We start from the raw sequence: 22,202 nt of genomic DNA on the forward strand, positions 1-22,202 counted from the left end.
TAGCTCATAAACTCGGCAAGAGTGAAGATTAGCTCTATCTCGGTAGGGGGCGATTGTACCTTCGACTTAATCCTATATTTATTCAAAATTAAATAATGACCTTTTGAATAGCCCCGCGCAAAGGATGAATGGGGCTATATCGAGTTGCTAAGACCTAATATCTTTTAATTTTCCTTTAGAAAATAACTGATATAGGCTTGGTACAACAAATAACGTGAGTAATGTTGCTGTAATTAAGCCTCCAACAATGACACTAGCAAGTGGCCTTTGAATTTCCGAACCAACTCCATTTGATAACAGCATTGGTATCAAGCCTAGTGCGGATGTAATTGCAGTCATAAGCACAGGGCGTAGCCTCGAAGTCGCACCGTCAAATACTGCTTCAGTGGTTTCAAATCCATCTTTGACTCGTTGGTTAATACTTTCCACCATGACAACTCCATTAAGCACAGCCACGCCAAACAAGGTAATAAAGCCAACAGAGCTTGGAACCGATAGGTACTGACCCGAAAAGTAAAGTGAAAATACACCACCGATAACGGCTAGTGGAACATTTAGCAGGATCAAAATAGCCTGTCCTACTGAACCAAATGCAAAATAAAGGAGTAGTGCAATCAAAGCCAATGATAGCGGTACGACTATAGAAAGACGTTGTTGCGCTCGTTGCTGGCTTTCGAATTGTCCACCAATCAATACTGAATAACCTGCTGGCAACTCTACTTCAGAGGTTATCCTTGCTTGAATATCTTCAACTACACTTCCCATGTCACGGCCTTGGACGTTGGCTTGAATTACCACTCTACGCTGCACATCATCTCGTCTAACCTGTGGAGGTCCAGACTCAAAAGTGACAGATGCTACATCACCAATTCGCACCCATGCCCCAGTAGGAGATTGAAGCCTTATATCGGCTATTGCTTCACTGTTCGCTCTAAATTCCTCATCTAGGCGCACATATATGTTATAGCGTTCGTTGCCGTTAATAATTTGACCTGCTTCAACGCCTCCAATCCCATCTTGAACCACTTCCATGACATCGCCAACAGATAGGCCAAATCTAGAAAGCTCAAGTCGATTTGGAGCAATAACAAGTTGTGCTTCACCTGCAATCTGCTCTAGTGCAACGTCTTTGGCACCGTCAATTGACTTAATGGCAGCTTCTATTTCTCGCCCTTTGTTTGCAAGCACCTGTAAATCAGAGCCAAATAATTTAATGGCAAGCTGTGCTTTAACTCCTGATAACAACTCATCGACACGAGTAGCGATAGGCTGAGAGAAATTTAGTAACAGCCCCGGAAACTCTTCCAATGAGCGTTCCATTTTGTCTTGTAGCTCGTAACGATTAGAGGCGCTTGTCCATTCTGAAACAGGCTTAAGGCCAATGTAGATTTCAATGTTGTTCAAAGGTTCGGGATCGCCACCAATTTCTGCTCTACCAATTCGGCTAAGTGCATAAGTCACTTCAGGAAATGCCATCAACTTCTCTTCCAATATTGGGGTAACAGAAAGTGCCGTTTCCAAGCTAGAAGAAGGCGCTAACGTAACTCTCAGGTTAATCGTTCCTTCTTCTAATTCTGGCACGAACTCAGTACCAATTTGTGGAAGAACAACCACTGCCGATCCAAAGAATGCTAGTGATACAAAAACAACAGACTTGGTTTGCTTTAACGCGATTTTTAAAGACTTTCGATACAAAATATCGATAGGCTTTAAAATCAAACTTTCCCTTTCTTTGACTCCTTTTTTAAACATGAAAGTGGCAAGTGCAGGAACAATAAATAAAGCAACGACAATAGCTGACACCACTGCTAGCATAATGCTGATAGCCATTGGCTGAAATAACTTTGCTTCTACACCTTCGAAACTAAACAATGGCGTAAAAACAACGAGAATAATTGAAGCCGCAAAAAAGATCGGGCGAGCTACCTCTTTACCTGCCAATTTTAACTTTTGCTTAGTTTCAATTCTTGCTTCATCACTGTCGCTTTCTAGTTGCCTATTTAGGTGTTTAAACATGTTTTCAACCATAACAACTGAACCATCGACTAACATACCAATAGCCACAGCGATACCGCCAAGCGACATTAAGTTGGCTGAAATACCCAACCAAGCCATTACCATTAATGCAATACCAATAGAAATTGGAATAGAAATCAGTACTAAAAATGTGGCTCTTAAATTCATTAAAAAGAGCGCCAGTACAATAGTAATCAAGATAAAAGCTAAAGTAAGGGCTTCAACTACAGTTGCCACCGCTTTTTCAATTAAGTCAGCTTGGTCATAAAAAGGCTCAAACCTTACACCTTCAGGTAAAGCCTGATTGATAAGCTTAGTTCTGGCATTAATACCATCTATCGTCGCTTTGGTATTCGAACCCATGCGTTTTAAAACAATGCCAGAGACCACTTCACCTAAGTTTTCAACAGCGCCATTGTCAGCTTTACGTGTCATCGTGACAGCACCTTGTCTAATCTCGGCACCGAGTTCTACTTTAGCAACATCAGACACTGTAACTACGACACCATTAAGTGTTTTCACAGGCACTTGCTGAATATTAGCAATACCTTTATCACCACTTTCAAACCAACCTGTGCCTCGAATGACTAGCTGTTCTTGCCCACGATTCAAATACCAACCACCGACATTGGCGTTGTTATTTTCAAGCGCTGATACCACATCCTCTTGAGTTAACTCGTAGGACAATAATATGGAAGGATCGACATTAACTTGATATTGACGAACGTTACCACCGAATGACAGCACATCTGTTACACCGTCTACAGGCATTATTAGTAATTTAATGATCCAGTCGTTCAGACTTCTAAGCGCCATTGAATCGTACTTGCTTGTGTCATCCGAAATCAGCAAATATTGAAATACTTGCCCTAAGCCTGAAGTGTTAGGCCCCATTTCAGGGGTTCCAACTCCAACAGGTATAAGCTCCTTGGCAGCCTGTAGGCGTTCAAAAACCAATTGCCTAGCAAAATATATATCTGTCCCTTCTTTAAATACTACGGTAACACCCGACAAACCTGTTTTTGATATAGAGCGGACTTGTTCTACATCTGGTAATGCGTACATCACAGCTTCAATTGGATAGGTAATAAGTTGCTCTACTTCTTCAGCAGCTAACCCCGGCGCTTCAGTATTAACGGCTACTTGTACGTTTGTAACGTCTGGAAACGCGTCTAAATTCAACTTAGGTATAGTGAACGAAGCACTTGCTATCAGAGCAACTACTGAGATCAATACAAGCAATCTGTTGTTAATAGACCAATCTATAATTCGATTAAACATGCTGGCCTCCTTAGTGATTGTGCGGATCAAATCCGCCCTTCGCTATCTCAGACGCGACAAAAAAAGCACCGCGTGTAACGACTTTCGTTCCGGCTTCAATACCCAAAACTTCGCAATAATCGCCAAAAGACCGACCTCTTGTTACTTCAACCGCTTTAAATTCATTTGGGTGATCTTCAATAAACACTGTCCAGTCACCATCGCTACTTCTTATTAGTGCTTCTTCTGGTACGGCAATGACTTCATTACTCGACTCGAACTGAAAATAGACCTTCACAAACATACCGGAATGAAGTTTATGTTCAGGGTTAGTAATCGACAGTCTAACAATTCGGGTTCGAGTGATAGGGTCAATTGTGTGAGCTTCTTGTATAACGTTGGCTTGGTATTTAAAACCATTCAAATCAATTAATGCAGGACTACCTAATGATAAATTTAGTTCTTTATTTGGGGGAACATTCGCTTCTACCCATAGGTCTTTTTCATCAGCAAGTAACATGATGGTTTCACCCGCCTCAATACGTTGGCCTTGCATGAAATCATCTTGTAAAACAACGCCCTCTCGCTCAGCAACGAGATCATACTGTCCAAACGTAGCGCTATCTTGTTGGGATATTGTTTCGATTGCCTGCTTTGTTAAACCAAAAGCCACCAACTTGCCGAATACACCTTTGTAGATGTTTTCTGCTTCAACAAGTGCACGTTCGCTTATATTATTAGTACCTAGCTTTTTTGTTCGCTTCCAGTTAGAAGACGCAATTAAAAAGTCAGCTTGAGTTTGAGCCATAGTTTCACTGAACAAGGTAACCAATTGTTGTCCAAATTTGACGTGGTCTCCCAAGCTCGCATGGCGATTAATAACCACAGAATCGGTACGAGGTGAAACTATATAGCTCTTATAGCCATTTGCTTTCACTTCTCCGGGGGCGTACACCGTATTTAGATGTGCCCTTGGGAAAACAGCATTAACTTTAATGCCTGCTAAATTAATTTTTTCAGTACTTAAGGTAACCCCAACTTCATGCTCATCTTCAACTACTGCAAGATTTTCAGGGTTATTTCCTTTGTCGTTAGCATGATCGTGGTCATGAGCAAGCTCCTTAGTGGGCTTTTCATGCTCATGTGAATGTTCATCGGGTGTTGTGATGTTTTGACTTTCATTAGCCAGTGTTGTGTTTATTGAAAACACGCCAATAATGATCACTAAGGCAATGCCCGTGATTCGAAAAATATTATTCATAATGACTCTTAACTTTTATTAAACCAAATTGTGTTTGCGCAAAAGCGCACTGCATGGAGTAAAGTTAACTGATCGGTGGTCGATAGAGCCTAGTTGAAGTACCTAGAGGCAACAAAATTAACTTGTTAAAGTTGTCTGAGTGATTTAAAGATAGGTTTGGTGTAAGCGCTTTTATCAAAATCCAACTGGTATGTTTGCCACTACAGTGTCCGCAATGGTGGCAGTCGTCTATATCGTGCTCGTTACCAATATCTAGTTGAGAAAAGTGATCTGTTTCGTGGTCATGAATGACTTGTAGATGCTCAACGTCTAACTGGTGAGTTTCCATACTCGCAGATACGGTGACAAACGATTGTAAAACAATCAATATTATCAGCAGTATTTTTAAAGCAACGTTAGTGTTCAAAATTAAATTCTCTTCGTTAGACGGCTGTAAGATAACAAATTTATGAGTACAAATCTAAATTCGTTGTATAGCATTTATGTTAGTCATCTCGGCAAACTTCGTCAGGAAACTCAAACTCGATGGTTGTATGAGACAAGTCAAAAGTGGCTAAATCTTCAGCTATGGTCTTTTTGAGCAATTTTATAGTAGATACATCAAATTGTTCTTTTAATAGCAAATGTGCAGTTAACACATGGCTTTCCCCGTCTAAAGACCAATAGTGTATGTGATGAATCTCTTTCACCTCAGAATTAGATAACAAGGCATCCGTTATCTTGGTTTGTGTTTCTTCATCAGGTGACGCTTGTAAAAATAGTGCTAAGGTCGATTTTAAGTTTTTGACCACGTTAAACAAAATATACAGTGTGAAGGCTATCGATAATAACGGGTCTAAAATAGGCCAATCCACAAACATCAAGATAATAGAAACAATTAGGACTGCCACCCAGCCAAGAGCGTCTTCTAAGAGATGCCACGATAATACTTTTTCATTTAACGTAGTTCCTGCCTTAAGTTTATATACGGCATAACCATTGACTGTAACACCGAGTAGTGCCAATCCTAACATCCCCCCTACCATCGGCATTTCAGGATGAGCTAACCTAGGGATAGCTTCAACTAATATAAAGATAGAGCCAACAATTAAAACTACGCTATTTATTAAAGCACCAAACAGTGATAAACGCTTATAACCGTAACTGTACGTTGAAGACGCTTGTTTATCTGAAAAGTGACTCAACAACCAAGCAAAACCGATAGATATGCTGTCACCTAAATCATGAACCGCGTCAGCCATGATTGCAGTACTATTGGTTAGCCAACCACCAATAAATTCAATGATGGTAAAAGTGACATTAAGAAAAAACGTCCAACCAATGCGCTCATTTTTATCATGCGCATGGTGGTGACTATGATTGTGGCTGTGCATTCTAACCTCTGCTTTGGTTGCTAGTCTTTCTCAGTCGATTGACATTCATATTGATAAGATGACGAATCATTAATTGATATAACCAACGTTTTACTCCTGATAAATTAGTCCCTTTCTGGCTGTAAAATTCATCTGGCGAGTTGTATAAACCAAAGTCATCATGAATGCCTTCTTTTTGAATGTATGTATCTTTTCCAGTCCACTCGGTCTCAGGATTTGACAAACATGTTGTAGCGATTCCATATCCACAGAAACTATCTTTAATTTGGCTAAACTTAGACTTGATTGAAGTTAGATATGTATCATCCAGAATAAAGCCTTCTAAATTGATCCACTCACCATCTAAGAATATTTCAACCCAACTATGGATAATATATTTAGGCGCAAGCCAAAATACATATGAAGGTATTGCGCCTTTTTGAAGTTGCTGGTCAATCGTAAAGCCATGAAATCGGCACTCAATGCTAAGTGCCCTTAATAGGGCCATTAACAAGTTTCCTTTGGTATTGCACTGTCCATATCCATCAGCCAAAACTTCATTTGCGGCTATGTCATCGCTGCGGTTATATCCGAACTGAATCTCGTCTTTAACAAAAGTGTAGGCGGCACCAACCTTATTGTAATCGTCTAAATTCTGCCAACCTCGTTCTTTAATCAATCGTTGAATCGCATCGTGACTAAAATTTAGTATTTTTGTTTCAACTAAATAGCTCTTGTTCATATCATTATCACTTAGTTAGTTTTGCTTTGCACAACTATAAAACCTATAGTAACTATAGAGTCAAGCAAGGGTTAAAAAATATGAAAATAGGCCAACTATCTAAGGTTTCTGGATGCTCCATACAGACAATTAGATATTACGAAAAGGAAGGGTTGCTTAATCGACCCAGCCGCAGCGAAGGAAATTTTCGGCTATATGATGAAAAATCTTTGAAAGAACTAGAATTCGTAAAACATTGTCGAAACCTTGATATTCCTTTGTTAGATATTAAGACATTGATTGACCTTAAGCACAGACCAGAGGAAAGTTGCTCCTCGATAAATGACTTGATTGCAAAACAGCTCGATTTAGTTAACCAGCGAATAAAGGAGTTAAAAGCATTAAAATCAGAACTTCAAATAATGAAGAAAGCCTGTTCTTCAGACAGTACAGTTGAAAGGTGCGGGATAATGAAAACGCTAGAGGTGTAATTGAACGGTCGGTTGACCGTTTAATGGGGCCCTTAGAGTATTTGCGTTAACTCATAACGGGGCAAAGGCGAGTTAGTTTGTAACTCGCATTTGGACAGAAACGAGTTTAAATTCGGAGCACCTATACAAAGTAAACTCATGCTTAATGACGACATAATTACTTTAGCTCATTGATAAATAGTGTCTTTGCCCTCAGATTATATATAGATATTTTGGAGGGATTTATGTCAACTACAAGGGATAATCACTATGTACCACAATGGTATCAAACTGGCTTCATGGAAGATCGCGATAATGAACTTCGTCACCTCAAAAAAAAGGTAATTAGCCTACCAAATGGAACGTCAAAGACTTTAACACCCAAAAAATGGTATAGCCCAGCTCAAGCCCTTTACCAGAAAGATTTATACACAACATTTTTTGGTTCGGAAGTTAATGATGCCATAGAAAAGAAATTATTCGGCCCGATAGATGAAAATGGCTCTACTGCGGTAAGAGCTTTCTTAACTGATGATCAGGCAAAGTGGCACCATAACTTCCAAGATTTCTTTACATATTTGGATGCACAGAAACTAAGAACACCTAAAGGTTTAGACTGGATTAAGACTAAATATCCAGAGCTCAGCCAATTGCAATTGATGACTGAAATGCAAGCTTTGCGAACGATTCATTGTACCCTTTGGAGCGAAGGGGCACGAGAGCTAGTCTCTGCGACGAATTCCACTGTAAAATTTATTCTCTCTGACCATCCTGTCACAATTTATAATTACGCTTGTCCTCCTAACTCGGAGATATGTAAATACCCTAATGATCCTGATATAGCCTTAAAGGGCACTCAGACAATTTACCCACTAGACAAAAATCGCTGTTTAATTCTAACAAATCTTGAATATGCTAAAGACCCTGATAACGCAAACCCATTAGAACAGAGAACAAATGCAACTAAAGTTCGCCAAAGCATGGTGAAAACTATTGAATTTATTAACAGCCGCGAACTTTCAGAGGAAGAAGTCGAAAAAATTAATTTCATCATTAAATCTAGGTCTAATGAATCTATTGCAGCTGGAAAAGATGAGTGGCTTGAGCCAGAAAAAAACATCGATACAGATTGGGCTGAACTTAGGCACATACTGCTACCTCCCTTGAATGAACTACATCGATTTGGTGGAGAAATGTTTGCTGGATTTGAAGATGGCTCAACTTATTACCAAGACGCATTCGGTAGGACAAGCCCGCAACACGATGCTCTGAGTAAAAACATTGATGAATCCACCTTAAGCCGGAATGATTTTTGTGGCTGTGGTAGTGGAAGAAAATATAAAAAATGTTGTTTGAATGTTCCCACGGAATACCGCACTACGTGGTCTGTAGCGAGCATAAGGGAACGAAATTTGGCGTTCTGCAACTGTATCAAGGATGTACTAAATATTGATAAAGGAAAAACGTGGCTTGATGTTAGGCGCGAACTATCAAATGAGCAGATTGTACAAATTTATAGTTTTTACGGATTCTTGTGGCCAAGAAATACTGATATTTATTCATTATTACCGAAATCTGACGAAAAATTTCGAGGTTTATACAGTGGCCCATTAGACACAAGACAAATAGGCATCCATGCATTGCCCATGGCCTCTTATTTTGATGAATTTCTAATCCAAAACCCAATAGTTAACCCGAATAATGTTAACCCAGAATTCAGTCCCATTGAGTCACCGGAACAATACAAGTACCAAGCTCTAAAGGACTTTGCTTTTATGCTGGAGTTAGAACCATATATAGGTCATGGCTTGGTCAACCTTATTCCAGATCCAGGCAACTTTGATAATCATCTAATGAGAGAGATGTTGGGGATGGCTAGGAATAGGGGCGATGGTACAAATATCGTCAGTGAAAGTGATAAGAAAATCCATTTTAACCTAGTAATTCAAGATTTATTGAACTCCATGCATATGTTGCCACGCCCTTTGAAAATTAGAACTGTAAAAGAGCAGTTTAATATTTCAGAGCAGCAAGCAACAGAACTTATCAATGCTTTAGAAGCAAATGCAGAAGCCTCTCCCCTCACAATGTTACAACCGCCTGAAGGTAGCCAATTAATGCTATCAAGTATGGGGCCTAATTATGAAATGGCATTGTTTATAGCTCAGATCACCGGAGCAGTTATCGTTACAGATAGTGAAACACGATGGAAAGAATTTGAACAGGCACAATGTCGTAATCTAGGAGTAGCGTCGCACCCATGGAGTGGTATTTACAACATTTTGGATACCATTCCAATGGATTACCAAATGGTTGAAACCTTAACTAAATCTGAAGGCTCTATTGAAAAATACAGAACAATGCTTAGATCTGTGGACAATTTAATATTGGAAAAAATAAATAACGCAGTAAGGATTAACAATTTAATTGCTCAAGCTAGTGAAATTGACATTGAATTCGACACAAGTTCTTTTGTCAGCGCCGAATTAAAAGTTTTGTCACCTGAAGGAGGGTTAATTGATAGTAATGTTCAAAGGTTACTAGTGAGGTCAGGATGTATCAACTATGACTCTAGCGTTCGTTCAGTTTACTTTGTAAAGGTTGAGTTGAATAAAAAGATATAATAATAGGAATACAAATTAATCCCTATAAACATGATAACTTTATCTATTTGATTCAATTACGAGATAAAGATTACATTTGTACTGCAAGAGCAAAGCTGCCCTTTAAACTTTTTTGGCACTAACTCGTCATAGGGCAAAAATCAGTATGATTGTAACTCTCCTATGGACAGAAATTGGTTAGAACGTAAGTTCTAATTGGCCTAATGCTGATTATAAAAGTATCTTAATTTATCCAAAAATCCTTTTTTGAACCGCACAATCTGCCCAGTCCTGATAAATTTTACTCTGACCCTACTAATTACAATCGTTTGGCCTCACTATACTTTGAGTTTCAATCTGGTCAATCGTGAGCATATGATGGCGGAACTCGTACAGGTTAGTGTGATTAATTAAAGTGCATTGGGTTGAAGGCTGGGTGAACCAGATAACCCCATTGAAACAGCAATAACGGTCGCCTTGACCCAACGCAACATTTTGTTTTTCAGACTATTTTTCATAGGCTTACTCCTCTCAGTTGGTGTTTCCAGAACAGTTGTTTTACCCTTGCGGGCAGATGTCGTTTCAGGAAGATTTGAACTTCCAAGTATACATGCTTCTAACTCTAAGCTTATTGGCGTTGGTGTTTCTACGCTGTACGCTAGGCAGACGCCGTTACCGCCTTCATGCCAATGCACTCTAATCGATGTATCATAGCATGAAAGTGTGTAACGGAATACTTTAACTGGAGACGTCGTTAGAGATATTATTGCTTAAAATAACGAGTTCAAGATGAATAATAAAATGTATGGCAAATTGTCGTGAACAGGTTTTGAATGAGTAAATGCACTAACAAACTTTGGGGCAGAAAGGAGTTACGCTTGAAGGTCCGCTGATAGCACAGAGCCAACCTTTGATACTAACTCATAATTGCCCAGTACCGCGTTATTTCTAAATGTTACAAACCCAATTAAATTTCTTGCCCTAATCTTCTCATTTTTGTGGGGGTTGATATTTTGCATGCCAGAGCATCAAGTGAAAACAAAGCACTCTAATTCCTCCCCATGGCGCGTATTTACTCAAAACTATAAACATAGCTTAGTCCTTAAATCAAAAGTGTCCGCTCGGACACTTTAAACTGTCCGCGGACACTTTATTCTTATTGTGATTTTTCTTATACCCATATTAATCAGTCACTTACCTGTTGGCATGGTCCTCGCTTTAACCAGAGTATTAAATTATTAAAAAGGCATATGAATGACTGCATTCATGGTCGATGGAGTTGAGAAGATGATTAAGGATACAAGTGCGCAGGATGTTGCTATTGAATCAAAACCGAACATTAAAAAAATAGCGATTATCATTCTCATAGCGCTAATTGTGATTACTTTTACAGTTAAAACATTAATGAACAAATCCGCAGTTAGCCATTCATTTGATCGCGCTTCGATGCAAATCGCTCGTGTTGAAATGGGGGAGTTAGTGCGTGATATCGTTTCTAATGGTCGTATTGTCGCTGCTAACGCCCCACAAGTTTACAGCCCTGAGCAAGGGTTTGTGTCGCTCAAAGTTAAAGCAGGCGATACCGTAAATCTCGGCCAGATCGTTGCTACAGTGGACAGCCCCGAACTAGCCAATCTGTTAAAACAAGAAACGTCGGAAATAGAACGCCTTGAAGGTGAGTTAGCACGCAAGGAGCTAGATGCTCGTAGCCAAACACTACAATTGACTAAGTTGCTTGATATAGCACAAGTGGATTTAGAAGCGGCAGAACGAGAAAGCCGACGTGCTCATGCATCTATGAAAAGTAACCTTATCAGTGAAATCGACTTTGAAATGGCGGTTGATGATTTGGCTAGAGCAGAATTGACTTATAAACATGCAAAAGAAGAAGTGAGTGTTGCAAAAGAGCGTTTAGCTTTCGAATTGGCGAGTGCCAAAAGTACCGTCTCGCGTCAGGCCTTAGTGTTGGAAGAACTAAAACGTAAGATTAATGACTTAAATATACTCGCGACGGTAAAAGGCGTAGTGGGAAATTTATTAGTTCAACAGCGTGCATTGGTTAAAAAGAATGACGCGTTGATGACTCTTGTCGATTTAAGTGCATATGAGGTTGAGCTGAACGTAGCAGAAAGCTATGCCAATGATCTTGGAATTGGAATGCAGGCAGAAATTAACATTGCGGGAACTACCTTCTTGGGCAAATTATCAGCCATATCGCCGGAAGTAAAAAATCGACAAGTTACTGCCAGAGTGCGTTTTGATCAGCAACAACTTACCGGTATTCGCCAGAATCAACAAGTTTCCGCAAGAGTTCTGCTTGAAAGCAAAACGAACGTAATGAAAGTTCGCCGCGGCAGCTTTATGCAATCAGGCGGTTTTTATGCATTTAAGGTCGAGGGCGACATTGCTAAAAAAGTTGAGATCCAACTTGGGGCTAAAAGCATGAGAGAGGTAGAAATACTGTCCGGTTTAAACCCTAGTGATCAAATTATTATTTCGAACTATGACGAATACAGTAAAACCGACTCCTTCTTATTAAATTAAGAAGCGGATTAATAAAGAATAAAACAAAATTTGCGCAGCAAACCAGTTAAACATAGAAAGGAACACAACCATGTTAAGCATGAAAAATATCAGCAAAGTATATCAAACGGAAAAAGTTCAAACCCACGCGTTACGAGATTTTAATTTAGAAGTTAAAGAAGGCGAATTCATCGCTGTGACAGGACCATCGGGTTCGGGAAAAACAACATTTTTAAATATAGCGGGCATGTTAGAACCCTTTTCTGGTGGCGAATTTATGCTTGATAACGTGAATGTTGGTTCTCTTAGTGACAATGAAAGAGCGGACCTAAGAAACCAAAAAATAGGTTTTATTTTTCAGGGCTTTAACCTAATACCCGACTTAAGCTTATATGAAAACATTGAAGTTCCGTTGCGCTATCGAGGTATTAAGGCAGCGGAACGTAAACTTCGTATCGAAGAGTGTTTAGAGAAAGTTGGATTAGCCAGCAGAGCAAAACACTTACCTCAACAATTGTCAGGCGGTCAACAACAGCGGGTTGCAATTGCAAGAGCATTAGCCGGCAAACCGAGGTTTTTACTTGCCGATGAGCCAACCGGTAACTTAGATAGCCTAATGGCGCGTCAAGTGATGGAACTGTTAGAGAATATTAACAGTGAAGGCTCAACCATCATTATGGTGACGCACGACCAAGAGCTCGCTCGTCGAGCGCCACGTAATATTCAAGTTGTTGATGGGCAGTTGGCGGATTTTACCTTGTATCAAAACAAATCCTCGGACTCTGTTGCAGAGCGCGTACAACAGTCTATGGCAGAGGTGTAACATGTTTCTTCATTATATCGATTTAAGCTGGCGCAGCTTAAAGCGCACACCATTAGTATCGGCCCTAATGGTCATGGCCATTGCGATAGGCATTGGCATAACGATGACCAGTTTGTCGGTTTACCACATGATGTCGATGGACCCTATTCCGCATAAGAGCGACCAACTTTTTGCGGTGCAACTTAATACAACGGACGACGGAAATGAGTGGATGACGTCTGACAATGTGCCGTTACAGCTGACCTACAAAGACGCAATGTATTTGCACAATGCTGACACGCCAGTTCGTAAAACGGCGTCTATTCGCACTGCCTTTACCGTTCATATGAATAATCAAGACGTAAAACCTTTCTTATCGTCAGTTAGGGCGTCAGGAAGTCACTTCTTTACCATGTTTGACTTAGACTTTGTTTATGGCTCACCTTGGAGTTCAGCGCAGGAAAAAACCGCTGAAGCTGTTGTTGTTATTAATGAAGAAATAAACGATAAGTTGTTTGGCGGCGAAAACTCCGTTGGTAAACAAATGTATCTTGATGACACCATTTTTACGGTGGTAGGTGTAATTAAACAGTGGGACATTCATATTAAGTACTACGACTTAAATAACGGATCGTTTAATGCGCCGGAGCCTATCTTTATCCCTATCTCTTTGTGGGAACCTATGCAACTTGTCAGTCGTGGCAATACCAATGGCTGGAAACATGAGAATGTGACTACGTTCGAAGGCCAACTGCAGTCTGAAATGTTTTGGGTGCAGTTTTGGGCAGAATTACCAACAGAAAATGATGTGAAACAATATCATGACTTTCTGTTTTCCTATTTAACTGAACAAGGCACTAAAGGCCGATATACACGTGAAAAACCAGAGTTCAATTTACAAGATGTCAACGAATGGATGGAATACAACAAAGTGGTATCGGAAGATAATAAAATATTGGTCGGACTCAGCTTTATGTTCTTAGCAGTCTGTTTAGCTAACATTTTGGGACTGCTGCTTGGTAAGTTTATTCGTAGAGCGCCTGAAATTGGAGTACGAAGAGCGTTAGGTGCAAACAAGCGTCAAATTTTTCTTCAGCACCTTGTGGAAGTCTCGGTACTTGGTTTACTCGGTGGAGTTATTGGTATTGGTATCGCCCAGCTTGGTTTATGGGGAGTGCGAGTGACGAGTAGCCAATATGCTGATCTTGCTGGTATGGATCTGACCATGGTTTTAACCGCGCCAGCAATAGCGATAGGCGCTTGTATAATCGCCGGTCTTTATCCCGCTTGGCTTGTATGTAAGACGCAACCTGCCATCTACTTAAAAACGCAATAGGAGCTATCATGTTAGAAATTAAACCTATATTTAATTCACTGCTTCGCTCCAAAGCGGGTGCAATAATGTTGCTTATCCAAATCGCTATTACAACCGCTATTGTGAGCAACGCGGCTTTTATCGCAAAAGATCGAATAGACTTTTTATCGCAAGAAACTGGCTATCCAGAAGATGAGATATTTAGTTTTACCACTATGACGTTTGATAAAGAACTCGACATAGTGCAAAAATTTGAAGAAACCGAAACGATGTTGCGGAATATTCCTGGCGTTAAGAATGCAAGTTTGTTTAACGCAGTTCCTTTATCTGGCAGTGGTTCAGCGGGTGGTTTAAGCCTAAAACCTGCGACTGAAGAGGGCCCAGATGTTCGAGCCGCCTATTTTTTAGCGGATGAAAACGCATTAGATACGCTTGGTGTAAACTTACTTGAAGGGCGAAATTTCCGTCCAGATGAAGTGATTATGTCTGCAAGTAGAGATGTCTTCCCTGAAGTTACCATCATTACACAAGCACTAGGTTTAGAGCTATTTCCAACCGGGGATGCACTTGGAAAAACCGTTTATTTTGGCGTTGCACCACTGAAAATTATCGGTATTGCGGAGCCGATGAAGAGTGCTTGGTTGAAAGACAGTCGTCCTGATAACGTATCCATCATACCGTTTGTCGGTGCCTCGATATTTCAGAAAATAATTGTCCGTACCGAGCCTGAGCAACGAACTGCCATCATGCGCCAGATTGAAGACTTGATGATCCAAGATCACAACAAGCGAGTAATTATTGGCTTACAAGGCATGGATGAAGATAAACGAGATAATAACGCTTCAGATATTTTAATGTTACGTATGCTCATCACTCTTATCATTGTCCTTGTGCTGATAACGGGTCTTGGAATATTTGGCCTCACGGTGTTTAATATTAATAAACGTACCAAACAAATAGGAACGCGGCGCGCATTAGGGGCTAGAAAGTCAGCGATTGTGCGTTACTTTTTAATTGAGAACGCCATTATTTGTGTGTTCGGGCTTGTGCTTGGTTCGATTGCTGCAATATTTATGGGTCAGTTGCTATTAGAAAATTATTCCATGCCAGCGCTTGATACATTCTATGTATTAATGACCGCACTATTTGTTTTTATTGCGAGTCTACTTTCGGTCGTCATGCCGGCAACTAAAGCTGCTAACATATCTCCGAGCATTGCGACTCGTAGTATTTAATGGTCATAATTGGTAGGCTATATGCTTATTCCAAAAAGGATATATTCAAGCAATGAGCAGGCAATGGATAAGATATTAATCGTTGATGATACACCGGCAGTTCTCCAAGCTCTGTCGTTATTGCTTGAAATTCATGGTTACGATGTTATTACAACAACATCACCTGTCCAGGCTTTACAATACGCGAATCAATTGCGTGTCTCCCTTGTTATTCAAGATATGAATTTCACCGGAGACACGACTTCCGGCGATGAAGGTAAAGAGTTATTTTACCAACTGCGCCATTTAGATCCCCATCTGCCTGTTATTCTAATCACAGCTTGGACTGATTTAGAGCAAGCAATTGAATTAGTTAAAGCCGGTGCGGTGGACTATATAGCAAAACCTTGGGATGACCAAAAGCTACTAAATACAATTGTAAATTTAGTGGCATTAGGTAAAGCAAATCAGGCAAGTGAGAAGCTACAACGTCAACAAGCGATAACTGAAAGCACAAAGTCAATTGCGAACAATGTCGGTCTCGTATATGCGAGCCCTGCAATGCAGCGTGTTGTTGACATGGCGGTTCAGGTCGCAAAATCAGACATTTCAGTATTAATTACAGGTGCTAACGGGAGCGGGAAAGAAAAAATAGCAGAAGTCGTGCAAGCTAACTCCCTTATACCTGACGCGCCTTTTATCAAAGTGAACTGTGGTGCGTTACCTGCTGACTTAATTGAGGCCGAATTATTTGGGGCTGAAGCGGGTGCCTATACTGGCGCAAACAAAAAGCGAATTGGTTTATTTGAAGCCGCCGATGGCGGAACCTTGTTCTTAGATGAAATTGGCAATCTTCCCTACTCTGGGCAAACAAAGTTGTTGCGGGTTATTCAAACGGGCGAGTTTCAACGTCTCGGTTCGGTAAATACAATAAAAACCAACGTTAGAGTTATTTCAGCAACAAACAGTAATCTTCTAGACGCCATTGCAACTGGCGAATTTAGGGAAGATCTGTTTTACAGACTGAATGTAATTGAATTGCACGTGCCTTCACTAGCCAACAGAGTAGACGATATCATGCCTCTGGTGCATCATTTTTTGCCAAATCGAGAGCTAAGTTTATCTGCAGAAAATGCGCTTAAAAGTCATCTTTGGCAAGGGAATGTAAGAGAGCTTGAAAATGGCTGTAAAAGGGTCGCTGTCTTAAAGCCAACCGGTGTGATTGAAGCTGAAGATTTTGCGCTTAGTGAGCAAGTGAATAACAGACTTGAACCAACTGTAGCAAAACAAGCCAATGCGGGACCTACAAAACAACAATTAGAAATTGCAATGCGAGAGCACAAAGGGGTGATTGCGCGCGTCGCTCGTCACTTTAACTTAAGTAGACAAGCTCTATATCGGCGCTTAGATAAGTTTGAGATACCCTACTGATGTTTGCCAATGTGCTTCCTAGAATTATAGCCGTCGTTGTTATTGTGAGCAGCATTTGCACTATGCCACTGTTTTTTTTAGACGACCTTTCTTTAAATACGAAAATAATAAGCGCAATCGCGGTGGTTATCGGAAGTGTTTTATTAGCACGTTATTTGTTAAGGGATATCCGAGAGGGCCTATCTGCACTAGAGCTAGGCTTATTAAATCTTAAAGATGGCGAATACTCGACAACGTTGTCCTATCAAAATGACGATGAACTCGGCAAATTATGCTCGTTGTATAACAGCACAGCGCTGAATCTTCGCGAAGAAAAGCATTGGTTATATCAGCGAGAATTGCTGTTAGATAAAATAACCCAAAGTTCTCCAGAAGTGTTATTTCTTGTAAATGATCAGCAGCAAGTGATTTTTAGCAATATCGCGGCTAGACGTTTTTTTAATTCTTCAAAAGGGCTGGATGGTAATCGAATCTCGTCATTATTAAAGTCAGCTCCCAAAGGTGTTGAAGTTGCGATTGAAGAAAAAAGAGAGGGACTTTTTTCTATTACGTTTGATGATGATGAGCCGCAAACATGGCACATGTCTACAGGATATTTTTCGTTAAATAATCAAGGTCATACACTTTTTATTTTAAAGCAAATGACACGTGAGTTAAGTCGTCAAGAAGTGGCGGTATGGAAAAAGGTTATTCGAGTAATAAGCCATGAGCTAAATAATTCACTTGGCCCCATCTCCTCTATGTTACACAGTGGACAAATTTTAAGTGAAAACATCAAAGAGGCTCGTTTGGCTCGCGTTTTTTCTACCATTGATGAGCGTATTCAGCACTTGAGCGACTTTGTGCAGGGGTACGGTAAATTCGCTAAACTTCCTGAACCCAAAGTGCAAGCAAATGACTGGGGACAGATTATAGCGATGTTGAAGTCTCAATGGCAGTTTGTCGATTTATCTGAGCCCGGACAAATTGTCTATGCAGATCCTGTGCAATTAGAACAATTGCTAATTAATCTGTTAAAAAATGCACATGAGTCTGGTTCTCTAGCGGCGGATGTGTGTATCAAACTTGAACAACGCCAAAACGAATCTTGTATCTCTGTTATGGATAAAGGAAAAGGCATCTCAGAAGCCGTGATGGCAAACGCACTAATTCCTTTTTATTCTACCAAACCTAGTGGCAGCGGACTTGGACTTGCTTTGTGCCGAGAAATTGCTGATGCGCATCATGGTCACATCGGACTTTTTAACCGTGATGAAGGTGGATTGACGGTAAGGGTTGTACTACCTTTTCAGTAACCTGCCAGCGATTTTTCCGTTCTATTCATCACGAGCTTTAGGCTGTAAATTCATATAGCTGTCGGTTTGCATTTATCTGATTAATAATTGCACCGTTTGGGTAACTTAGTTATTGTTATTTACTCTAATCGAATGGAGTAGGTTGCATGAGCTTTATTAGCGAACTCAAACGACGGAACGTATTTAAAGTTGCTACGGTTTATCTAATAACGAGCTGGCTAATTCTGCAAATTGTTTCTGTTATTTCCCCCGCATTACATCTACCCACTGTATTTAGCACCATCATTACTGTGTTGCTGGCGATCGGATTTCCTGTAGCCTGCATTTTTGCCTGGGCATTTGAGCTAACGCCAGAGGGGCTGAAATATTCTCATGAAGTTGACGAAGCGGAGTCTATTCGACATGAAACAGGCAGCAAAATAAATTATATGTTGGCAGTGGCACTTTTGCTTGCTCTGGGGTTCATTTCATACGATAAGTGGAATGACTCAAGTGCTGACGATAGTCTAGAACGTTCAATTGCGGTGCTTCCGTTTCAGGACATGAGTTCAGATAAATCTCAGGGGTATTTTGGTGATGGTATTTCTGAAGAGATCTTAAATACACTTGCGCGTTTAAAACAGCTTGTGGTTATTGCTCGGACTTCGTCTTTTAATTTTAGAGATTCAAAAGCAGATATCCGTGAAATTGGTCGTCTTTTGAATGTTAATTATGTGCTAGAAGGAAGTGTTCGAAAAGATAAAGATAACGTGAGAATAACCGCTCAATTAATTGAAGTCGATTCAGGAGCTCACATTTGGTCGCAAACTTACGACCGAGAATTAACAAACATTTTTGCTCTGCAAGACGAACTCACCTATGCGATTACCCAAGCCCTTAAACTCAATTTATTACCCGACGAGCTCGCTGTTGAAACGGGAATGACTTCAAGCTCCAAAGCGTATGAATTATTTCTTCAAGGACGTGAAAACTCTTACCATCGTACCACGGATTCACTTCAACAAGCGGCAAGATTGCTCAATGAAGCAATAGGACTTGATGAAAACTTTCATCTTGCCAAGGCTCAATTGTATTTTGTTTATTCATTGGCTCAATTTTATGGTGGATTTGCAATAGAGCAAATTGAGTTGGAACAAGAACGCCTCTTTTGGGAGTTGTTAACTGCTCCTAGTTTTCCTTTAAAGACGTTAGTCATCGCTAAACAAGCTGAAAATAATAGCAAGTATGATATTGCAAACTCGGCTTATATGCTGGCCTTCAATCAGGCACCTAATGATCCATTAATTCAAAACATCAGCCTTTTGGCGTTGGATGATATTAATGTAGGGCTTGAGCTTAGGGAGCAAATATTAAGAACAAACCCTCAAAGTGAAGTTAATATTTCGAACCTTATTTACGGTTATTTTATATCAGGGCGCATAAAAGAGGCTAAAGATTTGGTTGAGATGACCAATCAACAATTTCCAGATTCGCCTTTAAATTATGGGAACAATATTTTTAACACTTATGGATACGACAAAAATTTACCAGCTATGATTAGTATCATGAAACAATACAATGGTCCGGTGAATTATGATGTTAGAAATTCGATTGCAGCGTTCTATGTATTAATTGGCGATATAGATGCGTCGTTGACTTATGTTGCAAAGGAATTGCGAGAAAATGCCGATTATGAAGAACAATTGTATTTTTCTTTGTTGTTGCTACAAGAGCTGTATATGAATGGCAAAATGGATCAAAATCAGCGTCTTTCTTTTGACAAATTACCAATCACCAAAACGACAAAATTAACACTGTTGGCTCTAAACAAACTGTTAGTGGGGGACGAGACGCATTATGAAATACAAAACGACCTAACTGGATTAAGTGCAAAGGAGTTTGTACATAAGGTCGAACTGAACACATATGAACCCTATTTATATGCCGCGTTAAAAAAATCGAAGGGTGATGACCGTTATGCCCAGGCGGTTTTACCTATATTAAACAAATCAAATATTTTGTGTGGCAAGGCAATAAGTGGTGCTGGTTGGCCATGTGCGATTTATTTTTATTTACGTGACGGAGAGTCATCTGAAAATATACGTAACATGCTAAACCGCAACGTTTTGTTTGACGGCTATAGTATTGGAATTGAAAAGAACCTACTGACTTTTCCTAGTTTGATAGGTATGGGCAATGACCCCGACTTCAAAAAACGAGCGAATGAAATTCTGGATAAAACATTCAGGAAATGGAATCCAGACTTGGTTTCTGAACATCCATAATTTGTCTCGTGAGGTTTTTCAATGGGAATTGTTTTCTTGCGATCAAAGTTACATTTTTGTGGGTTTAAGTATAAATAAATACACAAGGTTTTATGTGTTTGCGGTCAGTTATTTTTTAGTAAGTATTTAAAAAAAACAATTCGCCCACAGGTTCTCAAAAATTTCGGCTATTATGAGTTGAGCAGGGGTTGGCGTGCGCTTAGATGGATAATCTATCCCGATTAAAAAGCTTCTTTTTATGCGCGGTTTTTGTTGCTATTCTGCAAATAATTAGTCAATTATAGAAATGAGTTTGTTGAAGTTGGTCATGTATAAATATCTCGGATTACATCAGTTAATATTTCTAGTGTTGTTTGTTGCCACGTTACCGGTCAAAGCGAACGACTCAAAACGTACTGTGTGTGATAAAAATTTGGCCCTATGCATTGATGACTTAACTCAGAGAATTGAAAAAACTCCTGTTGCTTCACATTTGTGGTTTCATCGTAAATTGAATTTATTAGATTTATTATTCCAAGCCCAAGATTACCCTGCAGTACTAAAAGAAACTAACGCTTTGTTATCGCTGCCATCGTTGCCGCACCGAGTTGAAATCAATTCTCTGATGTACAAAGTAAAAATGGGTAAGCTCAACGGTGATGAAGATCTCACTCCTTATATAAAACGTGTAGATGACGCGTTTTCCAATTTAACGAGTAGCGCGCCACAAAGCATTATCGACTATGCTACCTTTCAAATTTATACCGGTGACTACACAAAAGGGCGAGCATTACTTTTAGAGTTAGAACGAAAATTTTTGAGTCACAATAACTATTACATTAAGAAGCAGATTTATACGATACTTGGTCATCTTTCCCACCGTTTAAACGACCGTGATGCGACCTTGAACTATGTTTCGTTAGCTTATGATTTTGCACATAAAGATGTGGGTATTCATTATCAATTGATGACAAGTTATAACGTGGCACGAGCTTTACATTTTCAAGGACGATTTGATGAAGCTAAGATTAGATTGAGAGAAGTGATTGAACAAGCATCGTTAATAAAAGAAATTTCATATCAAAGTCTTAGCTACTTAAGACTGGCGGAAATTGCAAATGAAATGAATGACGTAGAAGGCTTGAGAGAGTCACTCAATCGCATTGAAACAAAACGTTTTATGGCACACGACATTGAATTGTTTCATAAATTACAAAAACGCTTGTAATGATTTTGATTCGATAAAATTATCAGAACAGAAAAACGTCAATTTTAAGCAATAATTAAACAGAACAAAAAACGTCATTCCAAAAGAGCATTAGCGATATTTGGAATCTCCAACCAAGTGCAGAGGAAGTTCATAATTCGCCCTAAATTGGTTCACAATAACCAGAACAAAAACGTCATTCCAAATACCCAGGAAAAACCGTCATCCCAAAAGAGCCACAGCGATATTAGGGATCTCCAACCGAGTGCAGAGGAAGTAATAAAATCAGCGACTCTGACCCCACAGGTCGGAAATCAACAAAAAAACCGTCATTCCAAATACCCAGGAAAAACCGTCATCCCCTAGCTTGTAATATGAGTCGAGCCACAGCGATATTAGGGATCTCCAACCAAGTGCAGAGGAAGTAATAAAATCAGCGACTCTGACCCCACAGGTCGGAAATCAACAAAAAAACCGTCATTCCAAATA

At 39.8% G+C, this 22,202-nt stretch carries 15 protein-coding genes; 10 read left to right on the plus strand and 5 right to left on the minus strand.

The features are described from left to right. Positions 1-147: 147 nt before the first annotated feature. The 5 genes from Q4575_RS06805 to Q4575_RS06825 all read right to left on the minus strand — a co-directional run bounded on the left by Q4575_RS06805 (position 148) and on the right by Q4575_RS06825 (position 6,631). Positions 148-3,297, minus strand: coding sequence for an efflux RND transporter permease subunit (locus tag Q4575_RS06805; protein ID WP_303521817.1), 3,150 nt, complete (start codon positions 3,295-3,297; stop codon positions 148-150). Between the two features lie 10 nt (positions 3,298-3,307). After that, positions 3,308-4,537, minus strand: a complete 1,230-nt coding sequence (locus tag Q4575_RS06810; protein ID WP_303521819.1) for an efflux RND transporter periplasmic adaptor subunit — start codon at positions 4,535-4,537, stop codon at positions 3,308-3,310. A gap of 64 nt (positions 4,538-4,601) precedes the next feature. After that, on the minus strand, positions 4,602-4,943 hold the full coding sequence (locus Q4575_RS06815; RefSeq protein WP_215963183.1) for a hypothetical protein: 342 nt from the start codon (positions 4,941-4,943) through the stop codon (positions 4,602-4,604). A gap of 79 nt (positions 4,944-5,022) precedes the next feature. After that, positions 5,023-5,910: a cation diffusion facilitator family transporter gene (locus Q4575_RS06820; RefSeq protein WP_303521821.1), complete on the minus strand. Its 888-nt coding sequence runs from the start codon at positions 5,908-5,910 to the stop codon at positions 5,023-5,025. A 1-nt stretch (position 5,911) separates the two neighbouring features. Continuing rightward, positions 5,912-6,631 carry a transglutaminase family protein gene (locus Q4575_RS06825; RefSeq protein WP_303521822.1) on the minus strand — a complete coding sequence of 240 codons (720 nt, stop codon included), beginning with the start codon at positions 6,629-6,631 and terminating at the stop codon, positions 5,912-5,914. An 80-nt stretch (positions 6,632-6,711) separates the two neighbouring features. On the opposite strand from Q4575_RS06825, the gene Q4575_RS06830 reads away from it, so the two are divergent. The 10 genes from Q4575_RS06830 to Q4575_RS06875 all read left to right on the plus strand — a co-directional run bounded on the left by Q4575_RS06830 (position 6,712) and on the right by Q4575_RS06875 (position 21,734). Then, positions 6,712-7,101 (plus strand): Cd(II)/Pb(II)-responsive transcriptional regulator, encoded by a 390-nt coding sequence (locus Q4575_RS06830; RefSeq protein WP_272181495.1) that lies wholly within the window; start codon positions 6,712-6,714, stop codon positions 7,099-7,101. A gap of 224 nt (positions 7,102-7,325) precedes the next feature. After that, the gene (locus tag Q4575_RS06835; RefSeq protein ID WP_303521825.1) at positions 7,326-9,704 is read left to right on the plus strand and encodes a DUF4238 domain-containing protein; all 2,379 of its coding nucleotides are present in this window, start codon (positions 7,326-7,328) and stop codon (positions 9,702-9,704) included. A 1,266-nt stretch (positions 9,705-10,970) separates the two neighbouring features. Further along, a complete protein-coding gene (locus Q4575_RS06840) occupies positions 10,971-12,227 on the plus strand; it encodes an efflux RND transporter periplasmic adaptor subunit (RefSeq protein WP_303521859.1) in 1,257 nt (418 codons plus the stop codon). Positions 12,228-12,297: 70 nt separating this feature from the next. Continuing rightward, the gene (locus Q4575_RS06845) at positions 12,298-13,029 is read left to right on the plus strand and encodes an ABC transporter ATP-binding protein (RefSeq protein ID WP_215963187.1); all 732 of its coding nucleotides are present in this window, start codon (positions 12,298-12,300) and stop codon (positions 13,027-13,029) included. 1 nt (position 13,030) lies between these two features. Continuing rightward, positions 13,031-14,344: an ABC transporter permease gene (locus Q4575_RS06850; protein ID WP_303521827.1), complete on the plus strand. Its 1,314-nt coding sequence runs from the start codon at positions 13,031-13,033 to the stop codon at positions 14,342-14,344. A gap of 8 nt (positions 14,345-14,352) precedes the next feature. Continuing rightward, the gene (locus Q4575_RS06855; RefSeq protein WP_215963189.1) at positions 14,353-15,558 is read left to right on the plus strand and encodes an ABC transporter permease; all 1,206 of its coding nucleotides are present in this window, start codon (positions 14,353-14,355) and stop codon (positions 15,556-15,558) included. Positions 15,559-15,621: 63 nt separating this feature from the next. Beyond that, positions 15,622-16,968 (plus strand): sigma-54 dependent transcriptional regulator, encoded by a 1,347-nt coding sequence (locus Q4575_RS06860; protein WP_303521830.1) that lies wholly within the window; start codon positions 15,622-15,624, stop codon positions 16,966-16,968. Positions 16,969-17,030: 62 nt separating this feature from the next. Then, entirely contained in the window at positions 17,031-18,263 is a 1,233-nt protein-coding gene (locus tag Q4575_RS06865) for a PAS domain-containing sensor histidine kinase (protein ID WP_303521832.1), read from the plus strand. A 146-nt stretch (positions 18,264-18,409) separates the two neighbouring features. Next, positions 18,410-20,527 (plus strand): hypothetical protein, encoded by a 2,118-nt coding sequence (locus tag Q4575_RS06870; RefSeq protein ID WP_303521834.1) that lies wholly within the window; start codon positions 18,410-18,412, stop codon positions 20,525-20,527. 307 nt (positions 20,528-20,834) lie between these two features. Further along, positions 20,835-21,734: a tetratricopeptide repeat protein gene (locus tag Q4575_RS06875; protein ID WP_303521836.1), complete on the plus strand. Its 900-nt coding sequence runs from the start codon at positions 20,835-20,837 to the stop codon at positions 21,732-21,734. The last annotated feature ends 468 nt before the right edge of the window (positions 21,735-22,202 follow it).

It is taken from the genome of Psychrosphaera sp. 1_MG-2023 (assembly GCF_030548245.1).
Taxonomy (GTDB): Bacteria; Pseudomonadota; Gammaproteobacteria; order Enterobacterales; family Alteromonadaceae; genus Psychrosphaera; species Psychrosphaera algicola.

Bases quoted from the DNA above. Each gene is read 5' to 3' on its own strand.
- Q4575_RS06805 (WP_303521817.1), bottom strand. From the start codon at position 3,297: ATGTTTAATCGAATTATAGATTGGTCTATTAACAACAGATTGCTTGTA.
- Q4575_RS06810 (WP_303521819.1), bottom strand. From the start codon at position 4,537: ATGAATAATATTTTTCGAATCACGGGCATTGCCTTAGTGATCATTATT.
- Q4575_RS06820 (WP_303521821.1), bottom strand. From the start codon at position 5,910: ATGCACAGCCACAATCATAGTCACCACCATGCGCATGATAAAAATGAG.
- Q4575_RS06825 (WP_303521822.1), bottom strand. From the start codon at position 6,631: ATGAACAAGAGCTATTTAGTTGAAACAAAAATACTAAATTTTAGTCAC.
- Q4575_RS06830 (WP_272181495.1), top strand. From the start codon at position 6,712: ATGAAAATAGGCCAACTATCTAAGGTTTCTGGATGCTCCATACAGACA.
- Q4575_RS06835 (WP_303521825.1), top strand. From the start codon at position 7,326: ATGTCAACTACAAGGGATAATCACTATGTACCACAATGGTATCAAACT.
- Q4575_RS06840 (WP_303521859.1), top strand. From the start codon at position 10,971: ATGATTAAGGATACAAGTGCGCAGGATGTTGCTATTGAATCAAAACCG.
- Q4575_RS06845 (WP_215963187.1), top strand. From the start codon at position 12,298: ATGTTAAGCATGAAAAATATCAGCAAAGTATATCAAACGGAAAAAGTT.
- Q4575_RS06850 (WP_303521827.1), top strand. From the start codon at position 13,031: ATGTTTCTTCATTATATCGATTTAAGCTGGCGCAGCTTAAAGCGCACA.
- Q4575_RS06855 (WP_215963189.1), top strand. From the start codon at position 14,353: ATGTTAGAAATTAAACCTATATTTAATTCACTGCTTCGCTCCAAAGCG.
- Q4575_RS06860 (WP_303521830.1), top strand. From the start codon at position 15,622: ATGGATAAGATATTAATCGTTGATGATACACCGGCAGTTCTCCAAGCT.
- Q4575_RS06865 (WP_303521832.1), top strand. From the start codon at position 17,031: ATGCCACTGTTTTTTTTAGACGACCTTTCTTTAAATACGAAAATAATA.
- Q4575_RS06870 (WP_303521834.1), top strand. From the start codon at position 18,410: ATGAGCTTTATTAGCGAACTCAAACGACGGAACGTATTTAAAGTTGCT.
- Q4575_RS06875 (WP_303521836.1), top strand. From the start codon at position 20,835: ATGTATAAATATCTCGGATTACATCAGTTAATATTTCTAGTGTTGTTT.